The organism is Streptosporangium amethystogenes subsp. fukuiense, from assembly GCF_042665875.1.
In the GTDB taxonomy this organism is placed as follows: Bacteria; Actinomycetota; Actinomycetes; order Streptosporangiales; family Streptosporangiaceae; genus Streptosporangium; species Streptosporangium fukuiense.
This window is the reverse complement of record NZ_JBHTEE010000001.1, coordinates 2,620,926-2,643,370: the sequence shown is the minus strand read 5'-3', so window position 1 is coordinate 2,643,370 and position 22,445 is coordinate 2,620,926. Positions and strand designations below refer to the sequence as shown.

Annotated in this window: 13 protein-coding genes and 1 pseudogene; 11 read left to right on the top strand and 3 right to left on the bottom strand. The window is 71.0% G+C overall.

Annotated features, from left to right (window positions below; all coding sequences use genetic code 11):
• The first annotated feature begins 419 nt into the window (after nucleotides 1-419).
• The 7 genes from ACFQVD_RS11470 (at nucleotide 420) to ACFQVD_RS11440 (ending at nucleotide 15,183) form a co-directional block, all read left to right on the top strand.
• Nucleotides 420-3,827 carry a hypothetical protein gene (locus tag ACFQVD_RS11470; protein ID WP_343965067.1) on the top strand — a complete coding sequence of 1,136 codons (3,408 nt, stop codon included), beginning with the start codon at nucleotides 420-422 and terminating at the stop codon, nucleotides 3,825-3,827.
• Between the two features lie 130 nt (nucleotides 3,828-3,957).
• The gene (locus ACFQVD_RS11465; RefSeq protein WP_343965065.1) at nucleotides 3,958-4,122 is read left to right on the top strand and encodes a hypothetical protein; all 165 of its coding nucleotides are present in this window, start codon (nucleotides 3,958-3,960) and stop codon (nucleotides 4,120-4,122) included.
• A complete protein-coding gene (locus tag ACFQVD_RS11460; protein ID WP_343965063.1) occupies nucleotides 4,119-6,815 on the top strand; it encodes a LamG domain-containing protein in 2,697 nt (898 codons plus the stop codon). The genes ACFQVD_RS11465 and ACFQVD_RS11460 overlap by 4 nt, the downstream gene beginning before the upstream one ends.
• Before the next feature lie 26 nt (nucleotides 6,816-6,841).
• Nucleotides 6,842-8,137, top strand: a complete 1,296-nt coding sequence (locus ACFQVD_RS11455) for a ComEC/Rec2 family competence protein (RefSeq protein WP_343965061.1) — start codon at nucleotides 6,842-6,844, stop codon at nucleotides 8,135-8,137.
• Nucleotides 8,137-12,414 carry a DUF6603 domain-containing protein gene (locus tag ACFQVD_RS11450; RefSeq protein ID WP_386271043.1) on the top strand — a complete coding sequence of 1,426 codons (4,278 nt, stop codon included), beginning with the start codon at nucleotides 8,137-8,139 and terminating at the stop codon, nucleotides 12,412-12,414. Before ACFQVD_RS11455 ends, ACFQVD_RS11450 begins: the two co-directional genes overlap by 1 nt.
• Nucleotides 12,407-14,230 (top strand): hypothetical protein, encoded by a 1,824-nt coding sequence (locus ACFQVD_RS11445; RefSeq protein ID WP_343965057.1) that lies wholly within the window; start codon nucleotides 12,407-12,409, stop codon nucleotides 14,228-14,230. Before ACFQVD_RS11450 ends, ACFQVD_RS11445 begins: the two co-directional genes overlap by 8 nt.
• 116 nt (nucleotides 14,231-14,346) lie before the next feature.
• Nucleotides 14,347-15,183 (top strand): maleylpyruvate isomerase family mycothiol-dependent enzyme, encoded by an 837-nt coding sequence (locus ACFQVD_RS11440; protein WP_343965055.1) that lies wholly within the window; start codon nucleotides 14,347-14,349, stop codon nucleotides 15,181-15,183.
• 20 nt (nucleotides 15,184-15,203) lie between these two features.
• Here the strand turns inward: ACFQVD_RS11440 and ACFQVD_RS11435 are convergent.
• Nucleotides 15,204-15,488: pseudogene (locus ACFQVD_RS11435) on the bottom strand (response regulator transcription factor); the annotation flags it as partial.
• 84 nt (nucleotides 15,489-15,572) lie between these two features.
• On the opposite strand from ACFQVD_RS11435, the gene ACFQVD_RS11430 reads away from it, so the two are divergent.
• Entirely contained in the window at nucleotides 15,573-16,592 is a 1,020-nt protein-coding gene (locus ACFQVD_RS11430) for an iron chelate uptake ABC transporter family permease subunit (protein ID WP_343965053.1), read from the top strand.
• Nucleotides 16,589-17,599 (top strand): FecCD family ABC transporter permease, encoded by a 1,011-nt coding sequence (locus tag ACFQVD_RS11425; protein WP_343965051.1) that lies wholly within the window; start codon nucleotides 16,589-16,591, stop codon nucleotides 17,597-17,599. Before ACFQVD_RS11430 ends, ACFQVD_RS11425 begins: the two co-directional genes overlap by 4 nt.
• Before the next feature lie 35 nt (nucleotides 17,600-17,634).
• Here ACFQVD_RS11425 and entS read toward each other — a convergent pair whose 3' ends face one another.
• Nucleotides 17,635-18,876 (bottom strand): enterobactin transporter EntS, encoded by a 1,242-nt coding sequence (gene entS / locus ACFQVD_RS11420; RefSeq protein WP_343965049.1) that lies wholly within the window; start codon nucleotides 18,874-18,876, stop codon nucleotides 17,635-17,637.
• Between the two features lie 78 nt (nucleotides 18,877-18,954).
• Between entS and panD the strand changes: the two genes are divergently transcribed.
• Nucleotides 18,955-19,362 (top strand): aspartate 1-decarboxylase, encoded by a 408-nt coding sequence (panD, locus tag ACFQVD_RS11415; protein WP_343965047.1) that lies wholly within the window; start codon nucleotides 18,955-18,957, stop codon nucleotides 19,360-19,362.
• Nucleotides 19,363-19,365: 3 nt separating this feature from the next.
• Nucleotides 19,366-20,940 carry a (2,3-dihydroxybenzoyl)adenylate synthase gene (locus tag ACFQVD_RS11410; RefSeq protein ID WP_343965045.1) on the top strand — a complete coding sequence of 525 codons (1,575 nt, stop codon included), beginning with the start codon at nucleotides 19,366-19,368 and terminating at the stop codon, nucleotides 20,938-20,940.
• A 105-nt stretch (nucleotides 20,941-21,045) separates the two neighbouring features.
• Here ACFQVD_RS11410 and ACFQVD_RS11405 read toward each other — a convergent pair whose 3' ends face one another.
• Nucleotides 21,046-22,356, bottom strand: coding sequence for a salicylate synthase (locus ACFQVD_RS11405; RefSeq protein ID WP_343965043.1), 1,311 nt, complete (start codon nucleotides 22,354-22,356; stop codon nucleotides 21,046-21,048).
• Between the last annotated feature and the right edge of the window lie 89 nt (nucleotides 22,357-22,445).

Genomic DNA, 22,445 nt, shown 5'->3' with positions numbered 1-22,445 from the left:
GCGCGGCGTGCAGCGCGCTGTGGGCGCCCAGCAGTACCTGTACGGGTACCGACAGCTCGCGCGTTCGTCGGTGTAGGCGGGTGGGATGGGCAGACGTCGTCCAGAAGTCAGCTCTGGTAACGGGAACCCGGCTCCGCGGTGAGCTGCAGGAAGCCCTTCCAGGCCGCCAAGAGCAGCGGTTGGGGCGAACCGAACGTGATGCCGATCGGGAGCCACAAAAGACCGGTGGGTTCCCTCCCGAAGACCTTCATTGGTGCTGAACTCACCGGCTTTCTCGGAGCAAGGTAGGTGAATGAGGCTTCTCGGTAATTGCGGAGAAATTCTCTGCGTGTTACAGCCTTGAACTTCAGTCTTCCCGGAATAACGTGCATATCGTTATTGTGTGGCGGTCGGTCTGATAGTGGGGCGAGAGGGGCTTAATGGCTGATGCGCTCGTGGTTCCGATGCGTCTGGCGGCGCTCTATCTGAAGGACGAGGTCGGAGTCGTCGAGCCGGTGGACTTCACCCGACTGCCGTACGTCGATCCCATTACGAAACGGGACGTCCGGCCAGGCGCCCCGTACATCAGTGAGGAGATTCTCCCCGACCCCTTCGAGGACCAGGACTTCCTGCTCGGGCCGGGAGTGCACCTGCACTGGTCGCTTCCGGACGCGCTGACCCGGCTCGTCCAGGAGGACGGGAGGACGCGGGTGCCCGCCGTGCCGAACCGGTGGCTGGTGACGCGTCGCCGGGAAGGGGCTTTGGAACGTTCCTGGGTGGTCGAGAGCGACTACCTGGCCGCCCCGGACGACGCGAACGCGGCCGGGATCGCGTTCCCTGCGACCGACGGTGGCGTCCCGTTTCGCAGGCTCGGCCGGGCCGTGCCCCTTGAGACGTGGCGGCCTGGCCTGCCGGGAGACAGGCTGCCGCAGGTGACGGCGATCGGGCACGGCGATCCCGCCTTCGCGGCCTTCTACCCGGGCTGCCACAGCGTGTTCGGCTTCCACGACACCGACTTCACCGGCTCCCGCCCGCCGAGCGGCACCCAGTACGAGGTCGCGGGCTGGTTTTCGGCCGCCGCGCAGGACACCCTCGCCGGCCTGACCACCGGCTCCGGATGGCGGGCCGCGCTGGCGGACGGGTTCGGCTGGGGCGTCCCGGACGGCAGCGCCCGCCCGGCGTCCACGGTGTGCTACGCGTCGCTGATCTTCAGACCGGACGGCCGGGCCGTCAGCCCGCTGCTGTACGACCAGGACGGCGGCGTGTTCGTCGGCACGAGCGCGACCGAGGCGCTGGCCGCCCACCTCGGGACGGTGCTCGACGGGGTCGCCCCCGACGAGGCCGAGAACCTGCTCGAAGCCCTGGCCTACGCCGACGAGCTGGAGGCCAAGCCGCTCGACGTCGGCGCCAAGCTGGCCGAGGAGCGGCACGCCGACGGCTTCCGGCCGCTGCCCCCGAGACGGCTGTGGACGATCCGCAGGGAGGACACCCCGAACGTGGACGCCGCCACCCGCCAGCGGCGCGAGGCACTGGCGCTGCCACGCGAGGCCGGCGACCTGCTCAACGGGCTCAACATCGCGCAGGAGGATCTCGACCGTGCCGAGGAGGCGCTGGTCGGCCTGCGAGAGCAGCTGTTCGCCGACTGGTACAGATACATGATCTGCGCCTACCCGAACGCGGGCCTGCGCGAGAGCTACCCCGACCCCGACGAGGTGCGCTCCTACCTCGAACGGCACATCGACCACCTGGACGAGCTGACCAACCTCCTGAGCCGCCCGAAGGACGCCGTCACCGCGGCCCGTACCGCCCTCGAAGCCGCCTTGGCGACGTACAACACCCGGACGGCGGGGCCGTCCGGCGCGACGTTCGTCCTCGACACCGTCCCGGCGCCGCAGTTCTACCTGCCCGCCGAGCCGGTCGTGCTGCTGACCGGCCAGGTGGCCACGCCCTCCGACCGGCACGGCCAGGACGGCGAGGGCAGCCCAGACGGCCTGCTGCCCTGCCGGGTGCTCGCGGTCGCCGACCCGCGCGACCCCGTGTCGCTGCGGCGGGAGCTGCCCGCGCTCGGCCTGAAGCCGGACGTCTGGGCGCACAACCCGTGGCACCCGGTGCTCCTGCACTGGGAGGCGGAGTTCCTCGCCACCGGCGGCGGTGACAATCTCGACCCGGACGACCCCGTCTACGCGCCGACGTTCGTCACCGACGCCTACGAGCTGGCTCCCGGCGAGGCGGACCTGCGGACCAGGCCAGGCTACGAGGCCCCGACCCGGGTCGCGAGCGTCTACTCGGGCACCACGGTCCTGTCGCGGAGCGCCGGACCGGTGATGTCGGCACGCATCCTGCGGTACCTGGCGGGCAGCGTCATCGCCGCCTACAACGCGGCGAACGGGACGACGGTCGAACCCTCCGCCTTCCAGGAGGACCCGGACACCGTCATCACCTGGTACGCCGAGAACGGCGAGGACGCCCGCCTCAAGACGATCATCTCGATGTATCGGCACCTGGCCGAGAACGAGGGCGGCAACCTCGCCCAGGTGCTCGGCGGCTTCAACGACGCGCTGCTCATGCGGCGGCTCACCCGCCAGCTCCCGATCGCCGACCCGCTCGGCTTCCCCGACTACCAGAGGTTCGCGGCGGAGGTCGCGCGGGCCGTTGGCGAGAACACCCGGCACGCGCCGGAGCCGCTGTCGGGCTTCAACCCGATCCGCGCCGGGGTGATGCGCCTGAACCGGCTGCGGATCGTCGACAACTTCGGGCTGGCCTGCGACGTCGACACCGACACCGCGGTCACCACGACGCGGATGCGCGTTCCCGACCGTCCAGGCTGGGCCGCGATGCCGCCGCGGCTGGCCCAGCCGTCCCGGCTGTCGTTCCGCTGGCTGGACTCCGACCACGAACTGCGCGAGATGAACGACGTGCCGGTGACCTCCCCGGTGTGCGGGTGGCTGGTCCCCGACGACCTGGACGACGGCCTCGCCTTCTACGACGGCGACGGCGTCCAGCTCGGCCTGATCACCGCGAGCCCGGAGCCGTCCAACGCGAAACTGGCCCGCTGGCTGCCCTCCCCGGGCAGCACGGTCACCGGCATCGCGGGGATCGGCAACGCGCACCTGCGGGCGGTGGCCACCCGGATCCAGGCGCTCGGCCCGGACGCGTTCGCGGAGTTCCTGTCGAGCCTGGACACGCTGACGGCGGGCGTCGAACCCGAGGACCACAGCCTGGACGTGCTGACCGCCCGGCCGCTGGCCGTCCTGCGCGCCGAGCTCGACCTTCAGGTCATGGGGCCGCTCGCCGTCCACCAGGACTGGAACGTCTTCCGGCAGGACATGCGGCGCAGCACCCGCGACTCCAACGGCTATCAAAACGTCGCGCTGCCCGTGCGGGTCGGCGCGGCCGACCGGCTGAACGACGGGCTCATCGGGTACTGGATCGAGGGAGCGGATCCGGCCTCCGGTCTCGGCGGGTTCCTGCCCGTCACGACGGCGCCGCCGCTGACCGTCGGGATCGACCTGCCGCCGTACACGCTCACTCTGCTGGCCGACCCCCGGGCCCCGATCCACGTCACGTCCGGCTTCCTGCCGGGCAAGGCGGCCACCCTGCCCGCCGAGCAGTACCGCGCCGCGATGGACGCGCTGCGCGTCCCGGAGTTCACCGCGCCCGTGCTCGTGGACGGCGACAGCCTGGCGCTGCCCGTGCCGGACGTCCCAGGGCACCGGTGGAGCTGGCGCGAGCGCACCCCGTCGGCCTGGACCGACAGGCCGCTCGACCCCGTCCACGACGACGCGGGCGCCCCCGCCCTGCCGACGGCCCGAGAGGGCTGGCTCACGCTCGTCCCGGACACCGAGTAGTTCATCCCCGGGCCCGGAATCCCTGCCCCCGAATCCCGGCCCGGAATCCCAGTCCCGAATCCCGCGACATCGGCTCCGGTACGCGATGTCGCGGACAACGCGTACCGGACCCCGAGCAGAGGAACCCCTCATGCAGAAGATCAACCTGACGCTGACGCTCCCCGAGGTCAACCAGATCCTCGACGCGCTCGGCGCGCTCCCCTACGCCCAGGTCTTCGAACTGGTCGCCACCGTGCAGCAGCAGGCCCAGGGCCAGCTCGGTCTCGCCTCGGTCCCCGAGGAGAGGCACGGATGAGCGACTCCCTGGTCCTGCACTGGCCGCTGGACGCCCTCGCCCCGCAGAAAACCGTCCTCGACAGCGGTCCCAACCAGCTGACGGGCACCTTCGTCGAGGCGCCGACGGTCGTCACCGACCCGAAGTTCGCCTGCCTGCGCCTGGGCGGCGGCAACCAGTACGCGGTCGTGCCCGCGGGCCGGCCGCTCCTCGCCCTCACGACCTACACCCTCTCGGCGTGGATCAACTGGTCCGGGGGCGGCACCACGGCGGTGTTCGGCAAGCAGTCGCCCAACATCCGGCTGCGCCTGGAGAGTAACGGGTGCCTTGAGCACATGTTCAACACGACCCGCGGCCTGGACAGCCACTCGACCGACGCCGGGGTGATCCCGCCGAACACGTGGAAGCACGTCGCCGTCACCCACGACAACACCAGCGCGCGGATCTTCGTGGACGGCAGGCTCGTCGCGGAGCAGGTCAGGCAGGGCGTCTCGCGCGTGGCCGACCAGGAGGACTTCTGCCTGGGATGGGGTAACGCCACGGCGGCCTACACCGGGCTACTCGCGCAGTTCCGGGTGTACGACAGGGCGCTGACCGCCGCGGAGATCCTGCGGGACATGGCCGACGACGAGCCGCCCCTGGAGATGTTCGTCCGCTCGCACCCGCTGGACTTCGCCTTCGTCAACGACGACGACCAGCCGGTGCTCTACATCGACGACGTCAAGCTCCAGACGATGACGTTGCGGCTCACCAACAGCTCGCGCGGCACGGTGGAGGCGATGCCGCTCACCGGCGTGTCCTCCAGCACCTACCACTTCGCGCTGCGCCTGCGGAAGGGGACGCTCGCCGCCGGGCTCACCCCCACCCTGAACTCCACCGACTGGGCGATGGTGCCCGAGGCGGACGGCACGGCCCTGTACTTCCAGTGGAAGAACGCCAGGCCGATCCCGCCGGACGGCACCGTCTCGGTCGAGGTGGCGGGCCTCAACGCCGACGGCACGGACGGCACCCACGGCACCCAGCTGGAACTGGACTACAAGAACATCAGATACTCCGGCCAGACCATGCCGCTGGTCGGCACCCGGGTGCAGTACCTGGACGTGATCAACCATCGGGGCCTGCACAACATCCCGCTGGACATCCGCCTCGTCGGCGGCGACCGGGTGCTCAGCGACGGCACGACGCCCAACAAACTGAAGCTCCACATCGCCAATACGATGCGCGCCGGCAAGGGCATCCCGCTGCTGAAGGGCCTGCCGACCTCGACCTTCCAGATCTCGTTCGACGCCGAGGCCGACAGCGGCGCGGACGCCGACAAGACGCCCTGGGCGCTCACCAAGGTGGGCGCGGCCGGGGGCGTCGGGCTCTCGGTCACCGGCACCCGGTGGAGCGCGAGGAAACGCCCGGACAAGGTCAGGACGTGGGAGATCACTCCCGCCGCCGACACCGTGCTCGCCCCCGGCGAGTACATCGAGATCGACCTCACCAACATCCTCGCCCTGCCCAAACCGGGACACGCCCCGATCCTCGTCGAGTACGAGAACATCCCCGGCTACGCCGACGGCTCGGCGACCGTGATGGTGGACCGCACCCCGCTGCTGTTCACGCGGTCCTCCGCCGGAGTCAACGTCGCCGCGGACAGGATCGAAGCGCGGTTCCAGATCGTCCACACCCCGCAGGACGCCAACGGCGACGCGCTGGTGATCGGCCGCAAGTCCGAGCAGAACCTGCGCCTGGGCTACGACCGCACCTACACCTGGATCCAGTCGCACGTCGGGCTGCCACTCGCGATCAACCCGCTGGGCAACACCGTCGGGATCGGCACCGGCGCCCCCGAGGCCCGCCTGCACATCGTCCACACCAACCAGGACGCCGGGGGCAACGCACTGATCCTTGGGCCGACCAACCAGGCGGCGCACCTGCGCCTGGGTTACCACCAGGACTACTCCTGGATCCAGTCCGGCGGCTCCAAGCCTCTGCTGATCAACCCCAAGGGCGACGCCGTGGGTATCGGCCCGGTGGGCTCCCCGCAGGGCAAGCTGCACGTCGTCCACGTCAACCAGGACTCGCTGGGCGGTGCGGTGATCGTCGGCCCGACCGACCAGGCGCACCTGCGCATCGGCCACCACCAGACCTACTCCTGGATCCAGTCAGGCGGTGCCCGGCCCCTGCTGATCAACCCGCTCGGCCCCGACCAGATCGGTTTCGGCACGCCCGGTCCGCTGGGCGGCAAGGTGACGATCAGGAACGACAGCGGTCACCTGCAGCTGCGCAGGGACACCTCACAGGGCGCGAGCGGGCAGACGCTGTATCTGGAGCTGTTCCAGGAGAACACGCCGGGCACGGCCGTCACGTACCCGACGATCCGCTTCCACCACGCCAACAAGTTCTGGCACCGGATCGAGGGCCGCCCCGAGGGCATCGCTTTCAAGGACGGCAACATCCCCGTCGACCAGCTCATCGACGTCATCGCCAGGACCTTCGTCGGCCAGAACCTGCGGATCGGCGGCGTCACCATCGGCGAGAACGAGCTGCGCATCCTGCAGCGCCTCGCCGCGGGACAGCTGGAGTTCGACCTCTACAACACCAAGCAGGGCGAGTACGCCTACGCGGCCGACTACGAGCCGCGCGACAACGACCGGCGCTACGTCTACACCTGGCGGCAGAAGAACCGCATCAACCAGGGCCGCTGGCGCATCGACTTCCCCTCCTGAGACCTCTCCTCCCGAGCAGGTGTGACATGCCGCAGAACTCCCGCGACCGTACGGACATCAAGACCGCGAGCAAGGGCTACGGAAACGTCTCGACGCGCAGCAAGACCAAGCCCGAACGTGACAAGAAGAAGAAGGACGAGGAGGACAGGGCCAGAGAGCGGGCCAAGGCCGTGGCGGCGGCGCGCGCCAGGGAGATAGCGAGCCGGCCCGCGGCCAAGGCGGGGACCCGCGACGACGAGAACTTCCACGCCGCCTTCATCCAGATGGGCCAGGGCGACTGCACGATCATGTGCACCCCGGAGGGCCGGGTCGTGATGATCGACTGCGGCTCCGACTCCTACCGTGAGGTGATCGGAGCCGATGAGGATCTGCCGGAAGCCGGGGAGGAAGAGGACGAGGAGAAGGAGACGAAGAAAGACCTGGAGACCCTGCGGCGGATCATCGGCGGCACCCTGAAGCACGAGAAGTTTCTCAAGGGCAGCAACACCGTGGACCTGCTGATCCTCACCCATCCCGACGCCGACCACTACAACAAGCTCTCGGCCGTGATGGACGACAGCGTCGAGTTCCAGAAGGTCTACCACAGCAAGTCGCGAGCTCACTACTCCAAGGGGGGCACCAGCGCCTGGATCCTGGCCCACGCCGCCGACGAGAACCTCATCTTCGAGGTGGATCACCACAGGAACGGCGCCGACCAGGTGATCGCGCTCAACGGCGTGCCCGTCCTCGCCCCGCCCGAGGACGAGGACCCGCCCGAGGGCGGCGTGCTCGACGGCAAGGGCGGCATCCTCGTCCTCGACGAGCCGAACTGCAAGATCTCACTGCTGTCGGGCAACGTGAACACGACCGCCCACAAGGACCACAGCACGCCCGCGAACCGGGGCAGCCTGGTGGTCCTCATCGAGGTGTTCAAGAAGAAGAGGCTGCTGCTGTCCGGAGACGCCACCCTCAACACCGAACAGTACGTGGTGGACCACCACTCGGCCCGGATCGGGAGCGTCGACCTGGCGACCGCGAGCCACCACGGCAGCGACAACACCTCCGCCCTGGCCGCGTACGTGACAGCGGTCAAGCCCAAGCAGCTCCTGGTGAGCGCGGGCAAGCAGATCAAGATGCACCACCTGCCCTCCGCGGCCGTCCTGAACCGGTACATGGCCGTGATGGCGACGGCGCAGAAGATCCCCGAGCACACCCTGTACTACTGGGCTCCGGGCGGGCTCAACAGCTACAACGCCGAGTCGATGAAGACCGAGCTGCCCGTCTACATCACCGGCTCCTACGGAACCTGGCCGTACTCGATCCTCGCCAAGGACAACAAGTGATGACGCCCGAACAGCTCAAAGCGGCTCTGCATGCGGGGGGCACGGCCCTGGACCTGGACGTCGCGGCGCTCGGCTCGGCCCTGCTCTCGGCCCACCTCGGGGAACGATTCACCCTCGGCGCCGTCACCGGGCGCACCGAGCTCGCGAACGGCGTGACCGTGACGGGTACCGGCACGAGCGGCCCGTTCACCGGCCTCGCGGTGACCGCCACCTTCACGAGTGACGGCTCGGCGGTCACCGCCGACGTCACCGGGGCCGGTGACGAGAGCTGGACGTTCGTCACGGCCTACCCCGTGCTCAAGGCCACCGTCTTCGAGACGCTCCGCTTCCGGCACCCGGAGCTCCATCTGACCCCGGCCGGGCTCGCCTTCACCGGCACGCTGATCATCACCACCCCGATGGCGCCGCTGGACCTGATGATGCCCGGCGCGGTCCACGCGGTGACCGGCGAGATCGAGATGGTCACCGAGATCGAGGGGCTGGGCCTGGACATCACCCCCGTCCCGGACATCGTGCTCTACGGCCCCGAGAACCACACCCTCGACCTCGGGCTGATCACCCTGACCGACCTGCGGTACGAGATCTTCGCCGACCCGTGGCTGAACTACGCGACCGGCGACATGGACCCGCGGGGCCGGATCGCGCTGACCGGCGCGATCCCGTTCACCGCGTCGGGCACGACGCACCAGGTGCTCATCGGTGCCGACATCTTCGGCTGGGGCGAGAGCCTCGTGTTCAAGGCCGATCTCGGAGAGCTGGGCGAGGCCGCCTTCGAGGAGATCGCCGCCTTCCTCGGGCAGGGCTCGCTGGACATCCCGTTCGACGTCGAGGTCACCGCCCCGGTGGTGCCCCGTGACCTCACCGTCCGCCTCACGCCGAAGGCCACCCGGATGATCTCCCACGTCTCGCTCACCCTGCAGACGTCGCACGAGTGGGATCTCGGCCTTTTCGTCGTGCAGGCCCTGGACCTCACCTTCCGGGTGGACGACCCGCTCGGCGAGGCCCGCGTCACCGTCGGGCTGGCGGGCCTGTTCGGGATCGGTGAGCACGGCACCCTGGAGATCAGCGCGGGGCTCGGCGACTCCCTCGCGCTCGGCGGCGCCCTGCGCGAGGGCGACCCGCCGCTGAGCATCCGCGAAGTCTGGCGGGAGTTCACGAACGAGACCGACGCGACCCACCTGCCCGACCTCAAGGTCGAGCACTTCGACCTGTCGGCGGTGCTCCCCTCGGGGACGAACCCGCTGACCGTCTCGGCGGTGCTCGAGGTGGACGGGCAGTGGAGGATCGCCGAAGGCGTGATGCTGGAGGACCTGAGGTTCGCCTTCGACATCGACGACGACGTCACGTTCGCCTCCTCGGCGGCGCTGCTGGTCTCCACCGTCGGGGTGTACGTCTCGGCGACCTACGACGCCGCCGAGGGCTGGAGGTTCGAGGGCGGCAGCAGGCCGGGGCGGCGACTGCCGATCGGTGAGATGATCGGCTCGCTGTCGGCGCGGTTCGGCGCGCCGCCGCTGCCCGCACCGCTGGCCGGGCTCACCGTGCACGACCTGGCGGCCTCCTTCGCGACGAAGACCGCGCGGTTCCTCTTCACCGCCGGCATGCGCTTCCCGATCGACACGACCGAGGTGGACCTGACCGTCGCGATCGACACGTCGGCGGGCACGTACGACGGGATGATCGCGGTCCTGGTGAGGCCCGGCCTGGCGTTGGACTTCGGGGTGCACTTCGCGCGGCAGGCAGGCGCGAACCGGTTCGCGGCCACCTACCGGCGGGGCGGCGCCGCGCCCACGGTCAGGGAACTCGTCGCGGCGCTGGCGCCCTCGGCGGCGGTGGACATCCCGGAGGACATCGTGGTGGGCGTCGACGACGCGCTGCTCGCCGTCGAGGGCGACACCCACGTCTTCGAGGTCGACCTCACGGCCAAGGTGGATCTGTCCAAGCTGCCCGTCGTCGGGCCGCGCCTGACCGGGGACCAGGTCGTCGGGTTCGATCCGCTGCGCATCGTGGCCACCACCGGGACGCTCACCTCCGAGCAGGTCACCGCGCTGAACGCGATCCTGCCGCCGGACGTGGCGCGGCTGGAGGCCGAGGAGTATCCGAAGGGGTTCGCCTTCAGCGGACACCTGCGGCTCGGTCCGCTGGAGCGGGCCGTCACGCTGCCCGTCGGCACGCCCGCCCAGGTGACGCCCACGCAGGCCAAGACCGCCGACGACGTGCTGTGGTACAGGGCGCAGGCCGACTTCGGGCCGGTCCACGTCGAACGGGTGGGGCTGGCCTACGAGCACGTGCCGGACCGGCCAGCGCGACTGGCCGTGCTGGTGGACGCGTCGATCTCGGCGGGTGGGCTCACACTGGCCTGCGACGGGCTGTCGGCGGCGGTGTCGCTGGCCGACCCGACCGCCCCGCCGGTGTTCGACCTGGCCGGGCTCGGCGTCTCCTACACCGGCGGGCCGGTCACGGTGAGCGGGGCGTTCCTGGCGAACACCGTGACGTACGAGGGCAGGAACCTGCCCGCCTACAGCGGCAAGGCCGTCATCGGCACCGAGACGTTCACCGTCGGCGCGCTCGGCTCCTACATGCAACTGCCCGAGGGGCCGTCACTGTTCGTGTACGCCTTCCTGGACTACCCGGTCGGAGGACCCGCGTTCTTCTTCGTCGAGGGGATCGCGGCCGGGTTCGGTTACAACCGGAGGATCGTCGCACCGCCCGTCGAGAGGATCGCCGACTTCCCGCTGGTGGCCGAGGCCGTCGGCGCGGTCGTACCGGGCACCCTGGCGACCGAGCTGGCCCGTCTGGAGGACGACCTGCCGCCCTCGCCAGGCGACCTCTTCCTCGCGGCGGGCGTCCACTTCACCTCGTTCAAGATGATCGACTCGTTCCTGCTGGTGACGGCCCAGTTCGGGCACCGCTTCGAGATGAACGTGCTCGGCCTGTCCACCCTGGTCCTGCCGGTGGCGGACGCGGCGCAGGCGGGGGTCACGCCCGTCGCCGAGATCCAGCTCGCGCTGAGGGCGAGGTTCGCGCCGGACGACGGGTACTTCTCGCTGCAGGCGCAGCTCACGTCCAACTCCTACCTGCTGTCGCGAGCGTGCCGCCTGACGGGCGGGTTCGCGTTCGTCACCTGGTTCGGCGACGAGCACCGGGGCGACTTCGTGCTCAGCGTCGGCGGTTACCATCCGCACTTCGGTGTGCCCGACCACTACCCGGCCGTCCCGCGGCTGGGATTCTCCTGGCAGGTCACGCCGCAGCTCAGCATGAAGGGCTCGGCCTACTACGCCCTCACTCCCGGCGCGCTGATGGCGGGGGCCGCGCTCAGCGCCGTCTACGAGGACGGGTCGCTGCGGGCCTGGTTCGACGCGGCGATGGACTTCCTCATCGCCTGGCAGCCCTACCACTACGAGGCCGGGCTGCGCATCGGCGTCGGGGCCTCCTACACGTTCGAATTCCTGGGCACCCACACGATCACCGCGCACGTCGGTACCGACGTGCGGTTCTGGGGGCCGGAGTTCGGCGGCACGGCCACGATCGACCTGGACGTCATCTCGTTCACCATCTCGTTCGGGTCCTCGTCCGGCGCGTCGGCACGGCCCGTTCCGTGGGGCCGGTTCAGGACGGCGCAGCTGCCGGCGGACGCCGACGTCGTCACGGTCGTGTTGCGCGGCGGCTCGCCGAAGGACTCCTCGGGTACCTACCTGGGCGCGGTCGACCCGGCCGGCCTGGAACTGCTCGTCGACTCGGCCGTGCCCGCCACCTCGGCCATGTCCGCGGGGACCGCGCTGGAGGGCACCGGGGCCGAGCCGTTCGGGATCGCGCCGGTGGGGGCCGCCCCCGGCACGTTCACCTCGGTCCAGACGATCAAGATCACCCGTGGCGGGGACACGGTGAACTCCGCCTTCCGGTTCGAGCCGGTCGGCAAGAGCCTGCCCGCCGCGCTGTGGGGCGACCGGCTCACCCCGTCGCTGGGCAGGCCGGCGCTGCGCGACGACCTGCTCACCGGGTACGTGATCCGGCCGAACCCTCCGCGGGAACCGGCGACGACCCAGATCCTTCCGTTGTCGAGGCTGAGGGCGGCCACGTCCCTGTCCAGCGACCCGGCCTTCTCCTGGACGGAGCTGCCGGCGTTCACCCGGGCCTCCGACCAGAGGCTGGACCTGGCGGCCGGGGCGCGGGCCCGATCGGCCATCGCGGGCAAGCTGCTGCCGGGCCTGCGGATCGACCTGAACGGGCTGACCGCGACCGATTTCCTCCAGGCCCCGGAGGTGGGCTCGCATGGCTGACGACCTGACCTTCCTGGCGTACCGGCGGCCGTCCCTGCCGCTGGGCGACTACACGATCAGGGCCACGCAGGACCTGAGGAGCGTCGCTCCGGCGGCCGGGGTGGATCCCACCACCTTCGAGACGACCCGGACGTTCAGCGTGTCCGGGGACCGGTTCACGCTGACGCCCGGGACGGTGCGGTCGGTGTTCCCGCCGAACGGGAGCCTCGGCGAGCACTCCACCGTGCTGCCCCACGTGGTGCTCGACCGGGCGACGCTGCCGTGGGAACGGAGCGCGACGGCGCAGACCGGGGTGTCGGCGACGGCGCCGCCCTGGCTCGCCCTGCTGGTGTTCAGCGGGGACGAGGAACCGATACAGAAGACCGTCACGCTCGGGATGCTCGCCTCGGGAGGGGCCTACATTCCGGCACCGACCCTGGAGCGGGGACAGAACGGGGCCGACCCGGTGAACGTGATCGACGTGCCGCGCTCCCTGCTGGTCTCGATCATGCCGAGCCTGAACGACCTGGAACGGCTCGCGCACGTCCGCCGGGCCGATGAGGAGACCGCGGTCGTCATCGCCAACCGGCTTCCCGCACCGGGGGTCTCCTCCACCGTCCACCTGGTCTCGATCGAGGGACGCTACGGCGCCTCGGGGTTCGGCGCGGGGCCCGACGCGCCCGGCGCGCTGGTGCGCCTGGTGACGCTGGCCGGCTGGCGGTTCTCCTGCGTGGCGAAGGAGTTCACCTTCCCCTACCTGGTCCGGGCGCTGGCCCATGGGGGACGGCCCTTCCGGCTGCCCGACAGCGGGGAGCCGGCGGCCGAGCCGTTCCTGCGCCAGGGGTACGTGCCCGTCGCGCACACGCTGCGGCAGGGCGGGCGGACGGCGTCGTGGTACCGGGGGCCGTTCGTCACCGGCGACTCCTCCGCCGACACGCGCTTCGGCGTCCGCACACCGGACGAGCTGTTGCGCTACCACCCGTCGACCGGGATGCTCGACATCGGCTACGCCGCGGCGTGGCAGCTCGGACGGCTGCTCACGCTCCAGCACGCAGCGGTGGCGAGAAGCGTCTACACCTGGAAGCGGCGCCGCGCCATGGCGGAAGGGCGCGACGAGCCGTCCGGCCACCCGCTGGAGATCACCGGCATCGACGACACGATGCCCGACGACGTGAAGGTCTTCCTCGACGACCTCGCGCGGTTGCGCGGGGTGCCCTACCGCTACCTCGTGCCGGACGAGCGACTGCTGCCCGTCGAGACGATCCGCTTCCTCCAGCTCGACCCGCGCTGGATCGCCCATCTGCTGGACGGGGCGACGAGCGTCGGCCGGGTCACCAGGGCCGACGCCGACCGGGACCGGCTGAGGCCGCCACCGGTGGACACCTCGAAGATCACCGGGGCGCTGATCCGTTCCGACCTCGTGTCGGGCTATCCGGGGTTGCTCATCGACGGGTACGCCTCGGCCGACGAGAGCGAGCCGCTGCCGTTGCTGCGGCTCGAACGGCTGTCGCCGACGGTCCTGCTCTGCCTGTTCAAAGGTGTACTGGGCCGTTTCGACCTGCGCCGGCCTCCCGAGGAGCAGCACTTCGGCGTGGAGCCGCCGGCCGAAGGCCCGGCCGCGGGCCGGTTCGGTAAGACCCTGCGCGCCGCCGACGGCTCACCGGGCCCGTCGATCCCGCCGCAGACGCTCGGCGCGTCCAGAACGGTGCCCGTCACGGCCCTGACGAACGCGATGGCGGAGACCCTGAGGGGGTCTCCCTCCGTCTTCGACTCGGCCGCCTTCGCCCGCCAGATGATCGAAACCGCCGAACGCGTCACGTTCCTCCGCATCCCCTGAGGCCGTTCACGGCGCGGCAGCCGATATCCGGCACGCGCCCCACCAGCGGTGTCGTGAAGCCCCGGGCCGGAAAATCTGTGGCCGGGTGTCGTGCCGAGGCGGTTTACTGTCACGGCATGACGATCTTCGGTCCCGTGATCGACACCCGGCCCCTGTTCCCACGCGAACGTCGCGCGCTGCTCGGCCTGCTCGGATCACTGGATCCGCAGGATTGGGAGCGGCCGACGGTCTGCCCGGGGTGGAATGTTCATGATGTCGTCGGACACGTCCTCAACGACTACCTGCGTCGGCTCTCGGGCGGTCGGGACGGGTACGGTGGTGCCGTTTTCGCCAGTGATGAGACGTTGCCCGCCTACCTGGCACGTGTCAATGAGGAGTTCGTCCGGGCGTTTCGTCAATGCAGCCCGCAGGTGATGATCGAGCTGCTGGCCCATCTGGGCCCCGAGCTCGACGCCCTGTGGTCGGTCCGCGACCTGGACGCCCCCGCCGATCTGGACGTGTCCTGGGCCGCCACGGATCTGACCAGTCCCGCCTGGCTCGACATCGCCCGCGAATACACGGAGTTCTGGGTCCACCAGCAGCAGATACGCGATGCCGTCTCCCGTCCGGGCGCCGGTGACCCGGATCTGCTGGGTCCCGTCATCGACACGTTCCTGCGCGCGCTTCCCCACACCCTGCGGGCCGAGACCCGCCCCGAGGGCACGGTCATGCGATTCGACGTCACCGGCTCGGCGGGCGGTGTCTGGTTTGTCGCACGACAGGCCGGTCGATGGCACATGGCTCCTGGCGACACGGTGGACGAACCCGTCGCGCATGTCACGATGGATCAGGATGTGCTCTGGCGTCTCGCCAGTCGGGGAATCACCGTCGAGGAGGCGCGACGACGCTCGGGCACGCACGGCGACCTCGGCCTGACCTCGGCCGCGACCACTCTCCTCGCGGTCGTCCGGTAACCCGCACGGCGGGTCCTTCGTCACCGAGACACCGGAACGGGGTGGCACCCGGCCGGGGTGGAGCGTCCCGCGCGACCGGAGTGGTGGCGATCCGCCCGATGCCGGTGGGACTTCGGTCGCGCTGACAGGGCCGCCGCCTGGGTGCGGCGCTCCATGCTGAGCTTGGACAGCATGTTGGAGACGTGGTTCTTGACGGTCTTCTCGGCCAGGTGCATCCGCTCGCCGATCTGCCGGTCGGTCAGACCCTCGCCGATGAGTTCCAGGATGTGCCGCTCCTGGTCCGTCAGCGCCTCCAGTCGTCGCCGTACGACCTCGCGGGTCACGGGCCGAGCCCCCGGGGCCAGATCTTCCCCTCGCCACCTGGGTTAGGTTAGGCTAACTTTAATCGCGTGCCTCCTCCCGTAAAGAGCGCGTATCTTGCCAAACGGCTGGCCGGTCTGTGCCTGCTGGGCGGCCTGCTGCTGCTCGCCGTGCTGGCCGGCATCGTGATCGGTGCCAAGCAGATCCCGCCCGACCAGGCCCTGGCCGGGGTGTTCTTCCCGGACGGCTCGGAGAATGCACTGATCATCCAGGAGTTGCGGCTGCCGCGCACGCTGCTGGGGGTCGCCGTCGGGGCGGCGCTGGGACTGGCGGGCGCGCTCATGCAGGCGCTGACCCGCAACCCCCTGGCCGAACCCGGCCTGCTCGGTGTCAACGGCGGCGCCGCGGTGGCGGTGGTGGCGGTGATCGGCCTGTTCCGGGTGGACGATGTCCTCGTCTACGTGTGGGCGGCGTTCCTCGGGGCGGCCGGAGCCGCGCTGCTGGTCTACCTGATCGGGTCGCGTGGCCGTTCAGGCGCCACACCCGCGCGGCTGGTCCTGGCGGGCGCCGGGATCAACGCGGTGTTCAGCTCCCTGTCGGCGGGGATGATGCTGCTCAGCCCGCGCAGTTTCAACGGCTTCCGTTTCTGGCAGGTGGGTTCGCTGTCCGGGCGTGACCTCGCCGTCTTCATGCGGATCGGCCCGTTCCTGCTGGCGGGAACGGTGCTGGCGCTCTGCCTGGCGCGACCGCTCAATGCCCTGGCCCTGGGGGAGGACACGGGGCGGGCGCTGGGCGCCCGGCCCGGCCTGACCCGTGCGCTGGGGGCGCTGGCGGTCGTGGTGCTGTGCGGTGCCGCCACGGCGGCGGTGGGGCCGATCGCGTTCATCGGGCTGGCGGTGCCCTTCGTGGTCCGGGCGCTGGTCGGTCCCGACCAGCGCTGGGTGCTGTCGTACTCGCTGCTGCTGGCGCCGGTGCTGCTGCTCGCCGCCGACGTCGCCGGGCGCGTGGTCGCGGCGCCCGGCGAGCTGGAGACGGGCATCGTCACCGCGTTCCTGGGCGCCCCCCTCCTGGCGCTGATGGTCCGCCGCGGAAGGGTTCCCCAACTGTGAGCACGAGTCGTGTCCTGCGCGTCGGGACGATGTCCCTGCGGTGGGAGCCGCGCGTCGTCGTGGTGTGCGTCGCACTGGTGGCCGTCACGCTGGGGGCGGCCGTGTCGGTGGTCGGCAGCGGTGACTTCCCCATCTCCGCCGCCGAGGTGGTGGGAGCGCTGACCGGGCAGGGGGACCGGGCCACGGAGTTCATCGTGCTCACGTTGCGCCTGCCCAGGGTGTTCACCGGCCTGCTCGCCGGCGCGGCACTCGGCTTGAGCGGGGCCGTCTTCCAGAGCGTCACGCGCAACCCGCTGGGCAGCCCCGACATCATCGGGTTCACCACGGGGTCGGCCACCGGCGCGCTGTTGCAGATCCTGGTCATCGGCGGTGGCGCCGTCGCCATCGCGGCCAGTTCCGTCCTCGGCGCGGTGCTGACCGCGCTCGCCGTCTATCTGGTCGCCTACCGGGGCGGGGTGCACGGCTACCGGCTGGTCCTGGTCGGGGTCGCCGCGGCCGCGATGCTTGAGGCGTTCAACGCCTACCTCGTCACCCGCGCGGAGTTGCGCGAGGCGTACGAGGCGGCATTCTGGCTCACCGGCAGCCTGAACGGCAGGGGCTGGCAGCACGCCTGGCCACTCGCCCTGGCCATGGCGGTGCTCGTACCGGTCGCGCTGGCCTTCGGGGGCCGGCTGCGCATGGGCGAGCTCGGAGACGACGCGGCCCGGGCGCTCGGCGTGCCGGTCCAGCGGACGCGGGCCGCGCTCGTGGTGATCGGGGTGGGACTGGTGGCGGTGGCGACCGCGGCGGTGGGGCCGGTCCCGTTCGTCGCGCTGGCCGCGCCGCAGCTGGCGCGCGGGCTCACCCGCAGGCCAGGTACGCAGCTCGTGCCGGCCGCGCTGATGGGCGCGGCGCTGCTCGTCTTCAGTGACCTGGTGACACTGCACCTGCCGGTCGCGGTGCCGGTCGGTGTGGTCACCGGCGTGCTGGGCGGCGTCTACCTGATCTGGCTGCTGTCGACGCGATGAGCCACCGCACGCGCGCCCGGGCACGGGCGGCGCGGCTAGGCGTCCTGAGATTCGGTCTCCAGGGTCGCGCCGCGCAGGCCGGTGAGCGTGAGGGCCAGGGCCAGCGCCAGCGCGGCGCTGGCCGTTCCGTACACGACGATCGCGGCACCGGGGGCCAGGTAACGGCCGAGCGCGCCCGCGCCGAGCGCGCCGACGGCCTCGCCGCCGGTCTCCTGGGCGGCCCACAGGGCGTTCACCCGGCCGAGGTAACCGTCGGGGGTGTGCGCCTGGATGAGGCCGTAGCGGATGATCTCCTCGATGGACGCGACGAAGCCGTACCCGAAGAGGATCGCGACGGCGAGCGCGGGATGCCGGGCCAGCCCGAGGCAGGCGAGGAGCACGAAGCCGCAGACCGACGCGACGAGCAGCGCCCTGCCAGGTGCGCGCGAGTGCACGACCCACCCGCTGGTGATCGAGCCGAGCACCGCGCCGCAGGCCGGCGCGGTGTAGAGCAGGCCGATCGTGGCGGGACCACCGCCCAGCTGCAGGGTCGCGAACGCGGGCATGAGCACCGGAATGCCGCCCGCCACCATGAACAGCAGGCCGAGCAGCATGAGCGAGCCGACGACGCGGTGGGTGGCCACGAACCGCAGTCCGGAGCCGATCGCCCTCAACGGGTTCTCGGTGACCACGACGGCCGGTCTCAGGGCGGGGAGCCTCGTCAGCAGGCCGAGGGTGACCAGGGTGCCGAAGGCCGCGGCCGCGTAGTTCCAGCCGACGCCGAACGCCGAGATGGTCAGGCCGCCGAGCGCGGGAGAGATCATCGAGCCGAGTCGTACGGTCAGCGCGTTGAGCGCGCCCGCCGCGACGAGCTTGTCCGGGGGGACCAGGGCGGGGGTCGCGGCCAGCAGCGCGGTGACGCTGACGCCGGTCGCCAGCCCGTCCCAGGCCGCGAGCACGTAGATCGCGGCCAGTGAGGGGGAGGGCAGGAAGGCGTTCAACGCCAGCAGCGCGAAGCCCAGCCCGGCCGTGCCGCGCGCCAGGAGCATCAACCGGCGCCGGTCCTGCCGGTCGGCCAGCACCCCGCCCCACAGGAACCCGGCGAGCAGGGCGAACCCCTCGGCGGAGGAGACGGCGCCGACATGTACCGTCGATCCGGTCATCGCGTAGACCTGTACGGGCACCGCGACCAGGAGCATGCCGATGCCGAAGACCGACACGGTGCGTGCGACGAACACGTCGCGAAAGGCCCTGCTGGTTCTCAGCGGGCTGACGTCCATGGCCAGACGGCGCAGCATCTTCGGGCTTCTCCTTGGCGGGCGAAATCAGTAAGGTGAGCCTAACCTTAGTTGACCTTCGGGAAAGAGGACAGAGCAGTGCAGCGGGTCCTTATGAATGGAAAGATCCACCGTGCCACCGTGACCCAGGCGGACCTGCACTACGTGGGTTCCCTGACGATCGACGCCGAGCTGATGGCCGCCGCCGACATCGTCGAGGGTGAGCAGGTCCACGTCGTCGACATCGACAACGGCGCCCGTCTCGTCACCTACGCGATCACCGGTGAGGCCGGCAGCGGGGTCATCGGTGTCAACGGCGCGGCCGCCCACCTGGTTCATCCGGGGCACCTGGTCATCATCATCTCGTACGGGACGTTCGACGCCGCGGAGGTGGAGGCGCACCGGCCCAAGGTCGTCCACGTGGACGGCGCCAACCGCGTCGTCGCGCTCGGCTCCGATCCGGCCGAGCCGGTCGCCGGTGCGGCGGCCCAGATCGCGGGGCGGTGACCGATGGAGGGGTTCACTCCGTGGCCCGAGGAGTTCGCGGCGCGCTACCAGGCCGAGGGATACTGGAGCGACCGGCTGCTCGGCGACGTGCTGAGCGGGGGCGACCCCGAGCGGACCGCGCTCGTGGCCGGGGAGGAGCGGCTGACCTACGCCGAGCTGGACCGCCGGGCCGGCCGCACCGCCGCAGGCTTCGCGCGGCTGGGCATCCGGCGGGGTGACCGCGTCGTGGTGCAGCTGCCCAACACCGCCTCCTTCGTCGTCGTCTTCCTCGCTCTGGTGAGGATCGGCGCCGCCCCGGTGCTGGCCCTGCCCGCGCACCGGGGGAGCGAGATCGGCTACCTGTGCGAGCTGAGCGAGGCCAGGGCGTACGTCATCCCCGACACTCACGGCGGGTTCGACTACCGAGACCTGGCCCGTTCGCTGGCGGTGGAGCATGTCGTGGTGGACGGGGACGCCCAGGAGTTCCGCGCGCTGGCCGACCTCGACACCGGCGCGGAGACGGACATGTCCGACGAGCGCCCCGACCCCGCCGACGTGGGGGTGTTCCTGCTCTCCGGCGGCACCACCGGGCTTCCGAAGCTCATCCCGCGCACCCACCGCGACTACGTCTACAACCTGGAGGCCAGCGCCGAAGTCTGCGGCTTCACCTCCGAGACCGTCTACCTCGTGGTGCTCCCGGTCGCGCACAACTTCGCGCTCGCCTGCCCGGGCGTCCTCGGGGTGTTCGCCAAGGGCGGCACGGTCGTGCTGGCCCCCTCCGGGGCGCCCGACGAGGCGTTCCCGCTCATCGAACGGGAGAGGGCGACCGTGTGCGCGGTGGTGCCGCCCATCGCGCTGCTCTGGCTGGAGGCGGCGTCCTGGTCGCGGGAGGACCTGTCGTCGCTGGAGCTGTTGCAGGTCGGCGGTGCCAAGTTCGCGGCCGAGCGGGCCGCGCAGGTCCCCGGCGTGCTGGGCTGTGCGGTGCAGCAGGTGCTGGGGATGGCCGAGGGACTGCTCAACTTCACCCGCCTGGACGATCCCCGGGAGCTGGTCGACACCACGCAGGGCAGGCCGCTGTCGCCGGCCGACGAGATCCTGGTGGTCGACTCCGGCGACGTGGAGGTCGCCCCCGGCGAGGTCGGCGAGTTGCTCACCCGCGGTCCCTACACCCTGCGCGGCTACTACCGCGCGCCCGAGCACAACGCGCGCTCCTTCACCCCCGACGGTTTCTACCGGAGCGGAGATCTGGTGCGGGTGCTCCCCTCAGGCCATCTCGTCGTGGAGGGCAGGGTCAAGGACCAGATCAACCGGGGCGGTGACAAGATCTCGGCCGAGGAACTGGAGAACCACCTGCTGGCCCATCCCGCGGTGCACGACGCCGCCGTGGTCGGTATGCCGGACCCGGTGATGGGGGAGCGCACCTGTGCCTTCCTGATCGTGCGGGACCAGGCGCCGACGCTGCGGGAGGTCAAGCAGTTCCTGAAGGAACGCGGCGTGGCGGGATACAAGTGGCCCGACCGTGTCGAGCTGGTCGACGCCTTCCCCCGCACCCCGGTCGGCAAGGTCAGCAAGAAGGAACTCGCCGCGGGTCTGCGCTGAGCGCCGCACGCACGAGACGCCGGGGAAGCGGGCGTCTCGTGCGTGTGGCGCCCCTGCCCTCGCGACCTGGGGAAAGCGCCCTCGCGCGCACGGCAGGGGCGTCGCTCACCCGCGCGCGACCACGTACGGGGCGATGCTGGAGAGCTTCTCGCAGGTCTCCTCGTACTCGCGCTCGGGCGTCGAAGCGGACACGATGCCGGCGCCGGCCCGCAGCCATGCCCGGCCGTTCTCGGCGTAGAGGGCGCGCAGCACCAGGGCGGCGTCCATCGACCCGTCCCGCGAGACGGTCAGGACGGCCCCGGAGTAGAGCCCGCGCCGCTCCTCCAGCCGGGTGATCGCGTCGATCGCCTCCGGCTTGGGGATGCCGGAGGCGGTCACGCCGGGAAACAGCGCGTCGAGCGCGTCCCAGCAGGTGCGGCCGGGTGCCAGCTCGCCGCTGACACTGGAGCCCAGGTGCTGCACGCTGCCGCGTTCCTTCACCGCCATGAAGCCGGTGACCCGGACCGTGTCGGTCGCGCACACCCGATACAGCTCCTGCTGCGAGGTGCGTACCGAGACCGCGTGCTCGAAGATCTCCTTGGGGTCGCTCTCCAGCTCGTGGCGGGTCAGCGAGTCCGTGCTCTCCCCCCGGCCGAAGGCCCGCGTGCCGGCCAGTGGCTGGGTCGTGACCGTGCCGTGCCCGTCGACGCTCGCCAGCACCTCGGGGCTGAACCCGGTGGCCTGGAAGCCGTCCAGGTCGAGGAGGAACGAGCGGGCCGGGGTGTTGGCGACACGACCGCACACGTACGTCGCGACGACGTCGACGGGGAACGGGATCGGCAGCCGGCGGGAGACGATGACCTTCTGGTAGAGCCCGGCGGCGATCTCGGAGACCGCCTGCGCGACCCGCGACCGGTAGTGGTCGCCGCCGGAGCGCACGTCGACCGGCGACGGTGCCGCGATCCGGGACGGGCCTGGGGCGGACAGCAGCCTGGCGACCCGATCGGCCTCGCCGGCGTCGGCGCTCACCACCAGCGCGCGTCCCGCCTCGACGCGCACCTCGGTGCGCGGCACGATCAGGTGGGCGAGCCGGCCCGCCGGGACGCTCGCGGCGAACTCGAACGCGATCCAGCCATAGGCGTTCCAGGCCGGCCAGGGGGCCGCGCCGAACACCGCCTCCAGCGCCGCGGCCGGCCGGCCCGACCACGGCTCTTCCACGGAGGGCCCGTCCGGCCAGCGGCTGCGCACGACTCCGGGGTCGAGGATCACCTCGCCCGACACCCCGCCCGCGAAGGTCCACAGGCCAGGTCTTTCGTACACGATGTAGTCGTCGAACAGCCCTGAGCCGGCCAGGCGGGTGACCAGGTGCAGTGGATCGACCGGGCTGTCGACGACCACCTCCGTGCGCACCTCATCCGTACCGATGCCAAAGGACACAAGACCCACCCCTCTGAGGGACCGGAAAATCCGATCAATTTAGGCAAGGCTAACCTTGTGCCGATTTAATAGGCAAGGCTAACCTAACC

What these genes read in the sequence shown, in the direction of transcription:
- ACFQVD_RS11455 (WP_343965061.1), top strand. Translation starts at nt 6,842, where the DNA reads ATGCCGCAGAACTCCCGCGACCGTACGGACATCAAGACCGCGAGCAAG.
- ACFQVD_RS11445 (WP_343965057.1), top strand. Translation starts at nt 12,407, where the DNA reads ATGGCTGACGACCTGACCTTCCTGGCGTACCGGCGGCCGTCCCTGCCG.
- ACFQVD_RS11440 (WP_343965055.1), top strand. Translation starts at nt 14,347, where the DNA reads ATGACGATCTTCGGTCCCGTGATCGACACCCGGCCCCTGTTCCCACGC.
- ACFQVD_RS11450 (WP_386271043.1), top strand. Translation starts at nt 8,137, where the DNA reads ATGACGCCCGAACAGCTCAAAGCGGCTCTGCATGCGGGGGGCACGGCC.
- ACFQVD_RS11465 (WP_343965065.1), top strand. Translation starts at nt 3,958, where the DNA reads ATGCAGAAGATCAACCTGACGCTGACGCTCCCCGAGGTCAACCAGATC.
- entS (WP_343965049.1), bottom strand. Translation starts at nt 18,876, where the DNA reads ATGCTGCGCCGTCTGGCCATGGACGTCAGCCCGCTGAGAACCAGCAGG.
- ACFQVD_RS11470 (WP_343965067.1), top strand. Translation starts at nt 420, where the DNA reads ATGGCTGATGCGCTCGTGGTTCCGATGCGTCTGGCGGCGCTCTATCTG.
- ACFQVD_RS11410 (WP_343965045.1), top strand. Translation starts at nt 19,366, where the DNA reads ATGGAGGGGTTCACTCCGTGGCCCGAGGAGTTCGCGGCGCGCTACCAG.
- ACFQVD_RS11460 (WP_343965063.1), top strand. Translation starts at nt 4,119, where the DNA reads ATGAGCGACTCCCTGGTCCTGCACTGGCCGCTGGACGCCCTCGCCCCG.